At 61.9% G+C, this 12,567-nt stretch carries 13 protein-coding genes; 4 read left to right on the top strand and 9 right to left on the bottom strand.

Annotated features, from left to right (window positions below; all coding sequences use genetic code 11):
- Positions 1 to 264: 264 nt before the first annotated feature.
- Complete coding sequence (locus TK06_RS29790) at positions 265 to 1,155, bottom strand: AraC family transcriptional regulator (protein WP_063324937.1); 891 nt, start codon at positions 1,153 to 1,155, stop codon at positions 265 to 267.
- A 185-nt stretch (positions 1,156 to 1,340) separates the two neighbouring features.
- Here TK06_RS29790 and TK06_RS29785 point away from each other — a divergent pair, with 185 nt between their 5' ends.
- Positions 1,341 to 2,393 carry an NAD(P)-dependent alcohol dehydrogenase gene (locus TK06_RS29785; RefSeq protein ID WP_063324936.1) on the top strand — a complete coding sequence of 351 codons (1,053 nt, stop codon included), beginning with the start codon at positions 1,341 to 1,343 and terminating at the stop codon, positions 2,391 to 2,393.
- Positions 2,394 to 2,399: 6 nt separating this feature from the next.
- On the opposite strand, the gene TK06_RS29780 is transcribed toward TK06_RS29785, so the two are convergent.
- From TK06_RS29780 to TK06_RS29760, 5 genes are all read right to left on the bottom strand, one after another.
- Complete coding sequence (locus TK06_RS29780) at positions 2,400 to 3,203, bottom strand: IclR family transcriptional regulator (RefSeq protein WP_063324935.1); 804 nt, start codon at positions 3,201 to 3,203, stop codon at positions 2,400 to 2,402.
- A gap of 58 nt (positions 3,204 to 3,261) precedes the next feature.
- Positions 3,262 to 4,572: an MFS transporter gene (locus TK06_RS29775; protein WP_063324934.1), complete on the bottom strand. Its 1,311-nt coding sequence runs from the start codon at positions 4,570 to 4,572 to the stop codon at positions 3,262 to 3,264.
- 190 nt (positions 4,573 to 4,762) lie between these two features.
- Positions 4,763 to 5,911: a galactonate dehydratase gene (dgoD, locus tag TK06_RS29770; RefSeq protein ID WP_003179439.1), complete on the bottom strand. Its 1,149-nt coding sequence runs from the start codon at positions 5,909 to 5,911 to the stop codon at positions 4,763 to 4,765.
- A 49-nt stretch (positions 5,912 to 5,960) separates the two neighbouring features.
- The gene (locus TK06_RS29765; protein WP_063324933.1) at positions 5,961 to 6,581 is read right to left on the bottom strand and encodes a 2-dehydro-3-deoxy-6-phosphogalactonate aldolase; all 621 of its coding nucleotides are present in this window, start codon (positions 6,579 to 6,581) and stop codon (positions 5,961 to 5,963) included.
- 19 nt (positions 6,582 to 6,600) lie between these two features.
- Positions 6,601 to 7,581: a 2-dehydro-3-deoxygalactonokinase gene (locus tag TK06_RS29760; RefSeq protein WP_063324932.1), complete on the bottom strand. Its 981-nt coding sequence runs from the start codon at positions 7,579 to 7,581 to the stop codon at positions 6,601 to 6,603.
- 187 nt (positions 7,582 to 7,768) lie between these two features.
- On the opposite strand from TK06_RS29760, the gene TK06_RS29755 reads away from it, so the two are divergent.
- On the top strand, positions 7,769 to 8,401 hold the full coding sequence (locus tag TK06_RS29755; RefSeq protein WP_063324931.1) for a glutathione S-transferase family protein: 633 nt from the start codon (positions 7,769 to 7,771) through the stop codon (positions 8,399 to 8,401).
- A 5-nt stretch (positions 8,402 to 8,406) separates the two neighbouring features.
- Here the strand turns inward: TK06_RS29755 and TK06_RS29750 are convergent, their stop codons facing one another.
- On the bottom strand, positions 8,407 to 8,889 hold the full coding sequence (locus TK06_RS29750) for a GNAT family N-acetyltransferase (protein ID WP_014339485.1): 483 nt from the start codon (positions 8,887 to 8,889) through the stop codon (positions 8,407 to 8,409).
- Positions 8,890 to 9,078: 189 nt separating this feature from the next.
- On the opposite strand from TK06_RS29750, the gene TK06_RS29745 reads away from it, so the two are divergent.
- Complete coding sequence (locus tag TK06_RS29745) at positions 9,079 to 9,423, top strand: hypothetical protein (RefSeq protein WP_018613594.1); 345 nt, start codon at positions 9,079 to 9,081, stop codon at positions 9,421 to 9,423.
- A gap of 32 nt (positions 9,424 to 9,455) precedes the next feature.
- Complete coding sequence (locus TK06_RS29740; protein ID WP_063324930.1) at positions 9,456 to 9,836, top strand: Rho termination factor N-terminal domain-containing protein; 381 nt, start codon at positions 9,456 to 9,458, stop codon at positions 9,834 to 9,836.
- Between the two features lie 153 nt (positions 9,837 to 9,989).
- Here TK06_RS29740 and araH read toward each other — a convergent pair whose 3' ends face one another.
- Together araH and araG are read right to left on the bottom strand one after the other, a co-directional pair.
- Complete coding sequence (gene araH / locus TK06_RS29735; RefSeq protein WP_063324929.1) at positions 9,990 to 10,958, bottom strand: L-arabinose ABC transporter permease AraH; 969 nt, start codon at positions 10,956 to 10,958, stop codon at positions 9,990 to 9,992.
- 10 nt (positions 10,959 to 10,968) lie between these two features.
- A complete protein-coding gene (gene araG / locus TK06_RS29730) occupies positions 10,969 to 12,513 on the bottom strand; it encodes an L-arabinose ABC transporter ATP-binding protein AraG (protein ID WP_063324928.1) in 1,545 nt (514 codons plus the stop codon).
- Positions 12,514 to 12,567 lie beyond the last annotated feature (54 nt).

Raw genomic sequence — 12,567 nt, 5'->3', positions numbered from 1 at the left:
TGTTCACTTAAGAAAAATGATGGACCTGTGGCGAGGGAGCTTGCTCCCGCTCGGCTGCGAAGCAGTCGTAAACCGGCGGGTGCGGTGTGTCTGATGCTCCGTATTTGGCAGGTTTTGGGGCCGCTTCGCAGCCCAGCGGGAGCAAGCTCCCTCGCCACGGGTTTGTCGACTGCCTTAAGTGAACAGCATTACCCACAATGGGGGCCTTTTTGTTGCCTGCCATCCAAGCAACACCGCAGTCCAAAATGTGGGATCTGCAGTGAATCAGGCGGCGCGCTCTTCCCCGGGGTTGCGCTCAAAATAGCGCTTGTACTCCCGGCTGAACTGCGACGAACTCTGATACCCCACCTGATGCGCGACCTGGGCCACGCCCAAGCCTTCGCTGAGAAGCAATCGTTGAGCCTTGAGCAGGCGCAGACGCTTGAGGTACTGCACGGGCGACAGCAAGGTGCTGCGCTTGAAATGCTCATGGAAGGTCGAAGCGCTCATGTTCGCGCAACTGGCCAATGTCTCGACGTTCAGCGGCTCGGTGAAGTGCGTATGCAAATGGCTCAGGGCCGCGGCAATCCGGGCGAATTGGCCTTGCTGCTCCACCAGCGCCCGCAGCACATCGGCCTGGGGCCCGCGCAACGCGACGAACAGCAACTCCCGCAGCCGCGCCTGCCCCATGACCTGGCATTCCAGTGGGTCGTGCAAGCACTGCAACAGGCGTTCGACGCATCCGCGCATGGCGCCATCGAGCACGGCGCTGGTCATGGACTCCGGCGTCTGGGCCGCGAGGCTTCGCCCCGGCATCAATCCCATGGCCAGCACCAGCTCGCCCAACAGCGCCCGATCGATCGCAACCGAAATCCCGAGCAACGGAGCATCGGGCATGGCGTAGGTTTCACATTCGAACGGCACCGGCAACGCCTGGATCAAGTAATGCCCGGCGCCGTACTCCAGCGTACGCGGTCCCAGGTACGCCAGCTTGCTGCCTTGGGCGATGATCACCAGGCTCGGCTCGTAGAGCTGCGGGCCACGGGCGATGTCCTGGCTGCACCGCAGCACTTGCACGCCAGGCAGGCGCGTAGGAATAAAGCCGTCACGGGTCGCCAAGGGTTCGATCAGCGAAACCAGCGCCGCGTTGGCATCGAGATGACGGGTCAGCAACATGGGGAAACTTCACGAAAAAATGGATGGGAACATCATCGCAGGTCTGGCGTCACATAGGAGCAATCCTAGGCCAAGGCCGGAGGATTAGGCATGACACCCGTAGGAATGGTCATCGCCGCATACGGTCAAGGCTCCCAGAATAGATCACCTCACTGTTCACTGTTCACTGCTTAGCGAGGTCCATCATGTACACCGCCATCGGATACGCCGCCCAATCGCCCACCGCTCCCCTCGCCCCCATGAAGTTCGAACGCCGCAGCCCGCGAGCTGACGATGTGGCGATCGAAATCCTCTATTGCGGCGTCTGCCACTCCGACATCCACCAGGCGCGCAACGAATGGGGCATCGCCGTTTATCCACTGATGCCTGGCCACGAGATCATCGGCAAAGTCACCGCCGTCGGTGCAAATGTCACCCGTCATAAGGTCGGCGACTTGGTGGGTGTTGGCTGCATGGTCGACTCCTGCCGCGAGTGCGAAGCTTGTCACGCGGACCTGGAGCAATACTGCTATCAGGGCATGACCCAGACCTACGCCAGCCCAGACCGGGTCAGCGGCGGGCATACCATGGGTGGCTACTCCAACAGCATCGTGGTCCAAGAGCACTTCGTGTTGCGCATCCCGGCCGCACTCGACCCGGCCAGCGCCGCACCGATTCTCTGTGCCGGCATCACCACCTACTCGCCCCTCAAGCACTACGGCGTGAAGCCCGGCGACAAGGTCGGCGTGCTGGGCATGGGTGGCCTCGGCCATATGGGGATCAAGTTCGCCAAAGCCATGGGCGCGGAAGTCACGTTGTTCACCCGCTCGGCCAGCAAGGCTGAAGAGGCCCGTCGCCAGGGCGCCGATCATGTGATTGTGTCCACCGATCCCGAGCAGATGGCCGCCGCGGCCGGACGCTTCCATTTCCTGCTGGACACCATTCCAGTGCAGCACGATCTCAATCCCTACCTCAGCACCCTGCGCTTCGACGGCGTGCACATCCTGGTGGGTCTGGTCGAGCCGATCGATCCACCGGTCCATGCGGCCAACTTGATCATGGGCCGTCGCGTCCTGGCCGGTTCGTTGATTGGCGGTATCGCCGAAACCCAAGAAGTGCTGGATTTCTGCGCCGAGCACAACATCAGCTGCGACATCGAGATGCTCGACATCCGTCAGATCAACGAGGCCTACAGCCGCATGATCGCCGGTGACGTGAAATACCGTTTCGTCATCGACATGGCAACGCTCAAGGCCTGACGTTCGTCAGACCTTGGCGCCCAGTTCCGCCGACAGCCGGGCTGTGACCCCTTTGACCAGGGGAATCAGCTCGGCCATCTTTTCCAGCGGCATGTACGGCACGGTGCTGGCGATGCTGATACCGGCAACGATGCGCTTGCCGGCGTCCCGGATCGGCGCCGCCACACAGCGAATCGACGGTTCGTTGTCTTCCAGGTCGAAGGCATAACCCCCCGCCACGTACTCCAGCATCCGTTGCTGGAACTGTTCCCAGGATTGCTCCTGATGCTGGGGCCAGAACTGATTCTTCCCACCGGCTGGCAGGCTGATTTCATACAGCCGCTTCCATTGTTCCTGCGAATCATCGAGCATCAGCGCCTTGCCGATCCCGGTGCGCGCCAGCGGCATGCGATGGCCTACGCGCGAACGCATTTCCGGGCCGTTGCGCCCTGGATTCTTCAGCAGGTACAAGACTTCGTCGCCCTCACGAATCGCCAGGTGAACGGTGTCCCCGGTCAGTGCCGACAGTTCGTCCAAGTACGGCCCCGCCAGGCTCACCAGTGGCAACTCTTCGCGGGCCTGGAAACCCAGCTCGATCAGCTTCGGTCCCAGCAGGTAGCCCACTTGCGGCACCACGCGCAGGTAACGTTCGTCCACCAGGCAACTGGCCAGGCGATGGGTGGTGCTGCGGGTGGTGCCGATCAGCCGGGCGATTTCCTTCAAGTCACGGGCGCCGCTGGCGACCGCCTGGACCACCCCCAGGCCACGCAACAATGTCTGCGTGCCCGTAGGTGCGGCATCCTTGGTGATTTTTGGATCGTCTTGCTGCATAGCCGGCCTTCAACAGTGAGCGGGAACGGGCGGCATTATGGTCGCCCGCCCCGTCGGACTACAACTCGATGCGCTCGACCTTCCCGACCAGCAGGATGTAGGACAGCGCGCCAGCCAGTGCCAGGACAGAGATATAGGTGATGGCCGGGGCAAACGAATCGCCGCTGGCAAGGAAGCCAATGACGATCGGCGTGGCGATCGCCGCCAGGTTACCGATGAAGTTGAACACCCCACCCGTCAGCCCGAGCAACCGCGCCGGGGCCAGTGTGGAGACCAGCGACCAGGTGATCGACGCCAGGCCATTGCCGAAGAACGCCAGGGCCAGGAAGGCGATCACCAGCGGCGTCGATTCAACAAAGTTGGCGCCGATGATCGAGGTGGAGATCAACAGACCGCCAATGATCGGCAGCTTGCGCGCAAACCCCACCGTGGCGCCGCGGCGAATCAGCCAGTCGGAGAAGAACCCGGAGCACAGCACGCCGACAAACGCCGCGAGGAACGGCAACGACGCCAGCAGACCGGACTTGATGAAATCCATGCCGCGATATTTCACCAGGTAGGTCGGGAACCACGTCAGGAAAAACCACAGCGTGGAGTTGAGACAGAACTGGCCCAGGTAAATGCCCCACAACTTGCGTTGAGTCAGGACAATGCCCAGGTCGGACCAACTGAATTTGGCCTTGACCTTGGCGGTATCGGCCTGGATATCCACCAGCCCGCCGCCTTCGCGAATCAGTTCGATTTCGGCGGCGTTGGCGCCTTTGAAATCCCGTGGCTCGCGATACACCGCGTACCAGATCGCCGCCCAGAGAATACCCACCGCGCCCGTGGCGACAAACACCATGTGCCAACCGAAGGCGTGTTGCAGCCACGCCAGTACTGGCGTCAGGAAAGCCAGCCCGACGAACTGCCCGGAGGTGTAGAAACCGATGGCCGTGGCCCGCTCGCGCTCGGGGAACCAGGTGGTGACCACGCGGCTGTTGATCGGATAAGCCGGCGCTTCCAGGGCACCGACCGCCATGCGCAGCACGAACAGCGCGATGAAACTGGCGGCAAAACCTAGCATGACCGTGGCCACCGACCACAACAGCAACGCCACGCTATACAGAATGCGCGGCGGCACCCGGTCCACCAGCCAGCCACCGGGGATCTGCATGGCGGCATAGGTCCAGCCGAACGCCGAGAAAATCAGCCCGACATGGATCGGATCGATGCCCAGGTCGCTGGTCAACGCGGGGGCGGCGATCGAGAGGTTGCTGCGGTCCAGGTAATTGATCACCACGGTGATGAACAGCAGGACCATGATGAAAAAACGCTTGCGGCTGGGCGTCACCAACGACGCCTGCGCGCTCAGGGTGTGCGCTTGCATGTGAGGTGCCTCTTTTTATGTTTATTAAGGGCGAAACTAACGAGCAGTCGAGTCGACCCGTGGCGAGGGAGCTTGCTCCCGCTGGGCTGCGCAGCAGCCCCCTGTATGTATGAACTGACATCTCTGCGACTGCTGCGCAGTCGAGCGGGAGCAAGCTCCCTCGCCACAGGGGTTGTGGTTGTCTAGAGAATCACCACTCGGCAAAACTGCCATCGGCATGACGCCAGATCGGGTTGCGCCAGCGGTGGCCGATGGCCGCGCGTTCGATGACGTATTCCTCGTTGATCTCGATGCCCAGGCCCGGGCCATTCGGGATTTTCACGAAGCCCTTGTCGTAGTCGAACACCTGCGGATCCTTGATGTAGTCCAGCAGGTCGTTGCTCTCGTTGTAGTGGATACCCAGGCTCTGTTCCTGGATGAACGCGTTGTAGCAGACCGCGTCCAGTTGCAGGCACGCCGCCAGGGCGATCGGGCCCAGCGGGCAGTGCAGCGCCAGCGCCACGTCGTAGGCCTCGGCCATGTTGGCGATCTTGCGGGTTTCGGTGATGCCGCCGGCATGGGAGGCATCCGGCTGGATGATGTCCACGTAACCTTCGCTGAGCACCCGTTTGAAGTCCCAACGGGAAAACAACCGCTCACCGAGGGCAATCGGGGTGCTGGTCAGCGGCGCCAACTCCTTGAGGGCTTCGTAGTTTTCGCTGAGCACCGGCTCTTCGATGAACATCAGCTTGTAGGGGTCGAGTTCCTTCATCAGCACCTTGGCCATCGGTTTGTGCACCCGGCCGTGGAAGTCCACGCCAATGCCGACGTTCGGCCCCACCGCATCGCGCACCGCCGCCACGTTGGCCAGGGCAAGGTCGACTTTTTCGAAGGTGTCGAGAAACTGCAGCTCTTCTGTGCCGTTCATCTTCACCGCCGTGAAGCCCCGCGCCACCGCCTCTTTCGCCGCACGAGCGGTGTCCGCCGGCCGGTCGCCGCCGATCCACGAATACACACGGATCTTGTCGCGCACCTGGCCGCCCAGCAGATCGCTGACCGACACGCCCAGGGCCTTGCCCTTGATGTCCCACAGCGCCTGGTCGATGCCGGCCAGGGCGCTCATGTGAATGGCCCCGCCGCGGTAGAAGCCGCCGCGATAGAGCACGGTCCAGATGTCTTCGATGTTGCGTGGGTCTTTGCCGATCAGGTAGTCGGACAATTCCTCGACAGCCGCTGCCACCGTGTGGGCACGGCCTTCGACCACGGGCTCGCCCCAACCGGTCACGCCCTCGTCGGTCTCGACCTTGAGGAAGCACCAGCGCGGCGGAACGATAAACGTGGTCAGCTTGGTGATTTTCATCTTGTTGTCTCTCTTGTCAGATGCAGCGCACGGGGCGCTGGAAAAGTCTTCAGTTCAAGGCGTTCCATGCCGCCACGTAGGCCTTGGCGCGCACCGCCACTTCATCCACTGTCAGGCCCGGCTTGAACAGCCCGGAACCGAGGCCGAAACCCTTGACGCCGGCTTCGACGAACACCGCCATGTTGTCCGGCGTAATCCCACCCACCGGCACCAGCACGGTCCCGGCCGGCAGCACCGCGAGCCAGGCCTTGACCACCGCCGGGCCCATCTGCTCGGCGGGGAACATCTTCAGTACATGGGCGCCTTCGGCCAGCGCGGCAAACGCTTCGGTAGGCGTGGCGACACCCGGCGACAGGTACAGACCCGCCGCTTTCGCCGCCCGCAGCACCTTCGGATCGCTGTGAGGCATGACGATCACTTGGCCGCCAGCGGTTTTCACCTGCTCCACCTGCTCCGGCGTGAGCACGGTGCCGGCGCCGATCAGGCAATCGGCGGGCAAGGTGCTACGCAGGATGCGGATGCTTTCGTACGGCTCGGGGGAATTGAGCGGCACTTCGATGACGCGAAATCCGGCGCTGTACAGGACTTCGCCGATGGCCGCCGCCTCTTCGGGACGCAGACCACGCAGGATCGCAATCAGCCCGTTGTGCGCCAGTGCTTGTGTGAGCATGTCAGACCTCCAGTCAGGTTCAGGGGGCGGTGGAATCGAGCAACCCGGCCGCTACGGCCAGTTGCCACAAACCGCGTTCGGTGGCCTGTTCGGCCAGGGTCACCCGGGCGAAACCGCAGGCGTCGAGGGCCCGTTGATAACGGACACAGAGTTGGGAGTTGCCGATCAGCACCACCGTCGGCAGATGGAGGCTGTCGCGTCGCCGACGCTGCACCTCGGCCAGCGCCGTCAGCTCATGGCCGATCAGCAGGCCCGAGAGGTAATCGGCCTGGGCGCTGGCCTCCAGTTCGCCGGTCAAGCCCAGACTGCGAGCGCTGAACACCGTGGACAGCGGACCGATCTGGCCGTCCACCGACAACGCCACCTGTACGCCACGATCAAAGGCCACGCCATCGAAGGTCGTACTCCGTTGCTGGGTGCGGCCGAGAATGCTGTGGTCACTGAGCACGGCAAAGATCTCGCCGGTCATGAAGGTGTCGAAATGCACGATGCAGCCATCGGTCACTTCCACCCATTTCGAATGACTGCCGGGCAAGCCGATCAACACCGCTTCGTCCGGCAGGCTGTGCAAGGCGCCGAGCACCTGGGTTTCTTCACCGCGCATGACATTGGGCAAGCGTGAACGCTGAATCACGCCGGGCACGATGTGCACATCGACACCGCGAAGGCTGCGAACGGTTTGTAGGGAATGTCCGAGATTGGCGACGTTGGCGGGTGTGTCGCAGTAAGGCGCTTCACGCCAGCCCTGAGCGCTGCCGACCATGCCACAGGCAATCACGGGCAAGCCTGGCTGGGCATCGAGCCAGTCGCCGCAGGCCTCGTCGAAGGCCAGTTCGAAACCATCGATGCACGCCCGGCCGGCCACGGTTCGCGGCTGGGAAGGCAACTGCATGATCCCCGATGACAGCGAGCGCTGCTCGAGCACCTCGCCACCGGCTGCGAGTTTGTAAGCCCGTAATGAGGTGGTCCCCCAATCGAGCGCGATCAATTGCGCCTGCATCCGCTTCACCTGTTCTGTTTTTTGGCAGTGAGTGGAACGGACTATAAACCTGGACGCAACAAAATCTCAATATATAAATATCACTCCCATATATTGGGATTTTATGAACCAACCCTAAAGCCCATCGCCATCCGTCCAAGACCCTGCTACGTTTCTGAGCGGACGCCAAACAACTAGGGAAAAAGTGATGGGACAACAGCTGAAAATCCTCGGTCGCACTTCCTCGATCAATGTCAGAAAAGTGTTGTGGACCTGCCAGGAATTGGAAATCGCCTACGAGCGCGAAGACTGGGGCATCGGTTTTTCCTCGACCCACGACCCGGCGTTCCTGGCCTTGAATCCCAATGCCCAGGTGCCGGTGATCATTGATGAGAACGGTGTGCTCTGGGAGTCGAACACCATTTGCCGCTATCTGGTGGGCAAACATGGGCGCAACGACCTGCTGCCTGTCGAGCCTGCCGCACGGGCGCGTGTCGAGCAGTGGATGGACTGGCAAGCCACAGAGCTCAACCCGTCATGGGGCTACGCATTCCACGCCCTGGTACGCAAGAATCCAGACTTCCAGGACCCACTGCGCATCGCCGCCGGCGTCAAGGGCTGGAACGAGAAGATGGGTTTGCTGGAGCAGCAGTTGAACCGCACCGGCGCCTACGTGGCCGGTACGGCGTTTTCCCTTGCGGACGTGCTCATCGGCTTGTCGGTGCACCGCTGGCGCCAAGCGCCCATGGAGCGTCCCGACTATCCAGCGGTCGCCGCCTATTGCAAGCGGTTGGAACAGCGCCCCGGATTTGCCGAGTACGCATCCGCCGCGCACTCATGAACAGCTCAGTTGCCGTTAGCAAAATCCCGTAGCACCTTGCCGTCCATTCGGTAGCGCACCCATTCTTCCTGGGGCTGCGCGCCGAGGGATTTGTAGAACTCGATGGCCGGGGTGTTCCAGTCCAGCACGCTCCATTCGAAGCGACCGCAATCGTTGTCGCAGGCAATTTTCGCCAGGTGCCGCAACAAGGTCTTGCCCGCCCCGCCGCCGCGCTGCTCTGGCGTGATGTACAGGTCCTCGAGGTACAGGCAATTGCTGCCCAGCCAAGTGGAGTAACTGAAGAAAAACACCGCAAAACCGATTGGCACGCCGTCACGCAGGCAGATCAAGCCGTGGGCGGTCGCGCCCTCGCTGAACAGGCTACGCTCGATGTCCGCCACACTGGCGATGACTTCGTGACGGGCCTTTTCGTAATCGGCCAGCTCGGTGATGAAGGCAAGGATTTGAGGCGCATCGCTGGGTTGCGCAGGACGGATCTCGATGGACATGAACAGGCCTTGTAGCCAATTGAAAGCGCCATACTAAGCCGCGGCGCGGCGCTCGTCACATATCGATCCAACTATTTGATTGCGGCGCACGCCTCCTTCAGAACCGCCATTCGTCGCGTCCGAGGCACCAACCCAAATCCAGCGAGGCCCAAGATCAGGTAAGCATTCTGAAAAATGGAGGCGACACCCATGATCACTTCAAGGCTGACCGCATTCACCTTCGCCGCGTTGCTGTCCTCGGTGGCCTTCGCGGCTTCGACCTCCGGCACCGGGCCGACCGATCCCGTGCAAGCGCCCAACTCCCCCGCCACGCAAGGCCTGCCCAAATTGAACACCGACGGAACCGGCGGCGGCCTGAACAATGGCCAGCCGCCCGCCACCGGCACCGATCCGCGTGTGCAGGGTAATGACACGGGTCGTCAGGGCGGCATGAATACGCCGGACTCGACAGCGCCTGATAACGCCGAGACCGGGGTAGGCTCGAAAACCACGACCGGTGGTTCGGGCTCCGAAGGTGGCGCCGCCAGCCAATAGCCTCTGCTCAGACATTTGAGGAGGAACATCCCATGCCTCGTGGAAGCAAAGACAAATACACCGCCGAACAAAAGCGCAAGGCCGAGCACATCGAAGAGAGCTACGAGAAGAAAGGCCTGTCCAAGGACACGGCCGAGGCACGCGCTTGGGCAACGGTCAACAAACAGTCCGGCGGCGGCGAACGCTCCGGCGGTTCGGGGAAGGCGAAACCGGCCGCGGAAAAGAAAACCGACCGCAGGGAATCGGCCCGCCGCGCCGCCAAGACCCGCGAAGGTCATCCACGCACCAGCAAGGCCTCTCATGAGGCCCAGACGGTGGACAGCCTGATGAAGGAGGCCCGGGCGAAAAACATTCCCGGGCGCTCGAAGATGCGTAAGCAGCAATTGGTTGAGGCGTTGCGCAAGGCGGGGTGATTGTCGGCGTCTGGGTGCACGCCTTCGCGAGCAAGCTCGCTCCCACAGTGGGCCCGCGCTGTGCTGGAGTTCTGCGTCCCGGCACAACATCCTGTGGGAGCGAGCTTGCTCGCGATAGCGGTAGATCAGTCGCCAGAGCTCGCTATGGGTTGTTCAGCGCTGTTTCAAGCGGTCGATCACCACCGCCAGCAACAGGATCGAGCCGCGGATGACGTATTGGTAGAAGGTGTCGATGTTCTTCAGGTTCATCGCGTTTTCGATGATCGCCAAAATCAGCACACCTGCAATGACGTGGCGGATCATGCCGATACCGCCGCTCAACGACACCCCACCCAGCACGCAAGCCGAGATCACGGTGAGTTCGAAGCCCTGGCCGATCATCGGCTGGCCCGAGGTCATGCGCGAGGCCAGGATCACCCCGGCCAGGGCACCGATCACGCCATGTACGGCAAAGATGATGATCTTGGTGCGATCAACGTTCACGCCGGCCAAGAGCGCCGCTTCCTGGTTGCCGCCAATGGCCATGGTGTTGCGCCCGTAGGTGGTGTAGTTCAGCAGCCAGCCGAAAAACAGGAAGCACACGATGGTGATCAGGATCGGCACCGGCACGCCGAACATCTGCCCGTTGCCGAACACGAAGAACGATTCCTGGGACACGCCCACCGCTTTACCGTTGGCGAAGATGTAAGCCAGGCCGCGGACGATCTGCATGGTCGCCAATGTGGTAATCAACGCATTGACCCGCAGCTTGGCAATGACGATGCCGTTGATCAAGCCGACGATCAACCCCATCACCAGCGCCGCGCTGATGCCAAGGAACACGCTGTTGGTGTCGCGCATCACCACCGCCGCGACCACGCCGGCACAGGCAATCACCGAACCGACCGACAAGTCGAAGTGCCCGGACGCCAGGCAATACAACATGGTGCAGGCCGCGATGCCGGTGGTGGAAATCGCCAGGCCCAGCCCGCGCATGTTCAGCGGCGACAGGAAGTTGTCGATCATCAGGGTGCAGAGCACGAAGATGCCGATGGCCGCCAGCAACATGACCCAGTCATCCAGGAAGCGACGCAGGTCCAGGGGTTTGCGTGCCGTTGGCAGTGCATTGTTTTGAATGGTCATGATTTACCTCTCAGTTCGCCGCGTCGGCAACGCGTTGGCGCGGCAGCGCCAGTTGCAACAGGTTGGATTCGTTGGCCTGGTCACGCGACAGCTCGCCGCGCATGGCGCCTTCGCAAAGCACCAGGATTCGGTCGGAAATGCCCATCACTTCCATCAGGTCGCTGGACACCACAATCACCGCGATGCCATCGGCCGCCAGGTTGTGGATAATCTGGTAGATCTCCGCCTTGGCCCCGATGTCGATGCCGCGAGTAGGCTCGTCCAGCAGCAGGACTTTCATCGGCATCGACAGCCAGCGACCAAGAATCGCTTTCTGCTGATTGCCGCCGGACAGGTACATGATTTTCTGTCCCGCCGTGGGGGTCTTCACTTTCAGCGACTTGATCTGTTTGTCGGCATTGCCCCGCTCCCAGTCGCCACGCAAGAGGCAGCCGAGCGTGGAATGAGACGGGCGCGCACTGATGTTGATGTTCTCGCCCACACTGCCCAACGGGATGATGCCTTCTTTCTTGCGATCCTCCGGGCAGAGCAGCACGCCCGCGGCGATGGCATCCCGAGGTGAACGCAGTTTCAGTTCCTTGTCGTGCAGGACGAGACTTCCTTCGCGCTGACGCTCCAAGCCACTGAGCAAGCGCAGCAGCTCGGTACGACCGGCGCCGACCAGCCCGAACAAACCGAGGATCTCACCCTTGTGCACCTGGAAACTCACCGGTTCATGCAAGCCCGGCCCCAACAAGCCCTTCACTTGCAGCGCCACATCGCCGCGCTCCCGAGGACGGTAGTCATAGATGTCCTGGATATCGCGACCGACCATGCACGTGACGAGTTGATCATGGGTCAACTCGCTCATGTTCTCGAAGGTCCGCACGTAACGACCGTCCTTGAACACCGTCACCGCATTGCAGATGCGGAACACCTCTTCCATGCGATGGCTGACGTAGAGCACCACTTTGCCCTCGTCTCGCAGCCGGCCGATGATCGCCATCAAACGGTCGATTTCCCGGGCCGACAGGCTACTGGTGGGCTCGTCGAAAGCAATGACGTGAGCACCGCGAGACAAGGCCTTGGCAATTTCCACTAATTGGCGCTGGCCGAGGGACAGGCGACCGACTTTTTCCTGGGGGTCGATTTCGTCGGCCAGGCCTTTGAGCAGCGTCAGCGCCTGTTGGCGCAGCACGCCACGATTGACCAGGCCGAAACGCGCCGGCAAATGGCCGAGAAACAAATTTTCAGCGACGGTCATTTCCGGCACCAGGTGCAGTTCCTGGTGAATCACCGCCACCCCGCTGGCGATGCTGTCGGCGGTGCCTTTGAAGGCCATCGTCTGCTCGCCGATCTGCAAGTCGCCGCTGCTCGGGATGTAGGCACCACCGAGGATCTTCAGCAACGTGGACTTGCCAGCGCCGTTTTCGCCCATCAAGGCATGGACCTGCCCCGGATGGGCGACGAAACTGATGTTGGCCAGCGCCTGCACGCCGGGAAAGGACTTGCCGATCCCGTTGAATCGCAAGCTGCCGCCGATGTTGTGTTGCCGTGTCGCTGTTTGCGCTTGCATAACCACCTCGAACTTACAGAGATCAAGCGACCCCGCCACTCAAGTGACCAGGGC

Origin of the sequence: Pseudomonas fluorescens (assembly GCF_001623525.1) — a bacterium.
GTDB lineage: Bacteria > Pseudomonadota > Gammaproteobacteria > Pseudomonadales > Pseudomonadaceae > Aquipseudomonas > Aquipseudomonas fluorescens_Q.
The sequence above is the reverse complement of the archived record's forward strand: the minus strand, read 5'-3'. Positions and strand labels throughout refer to the sequence as shown.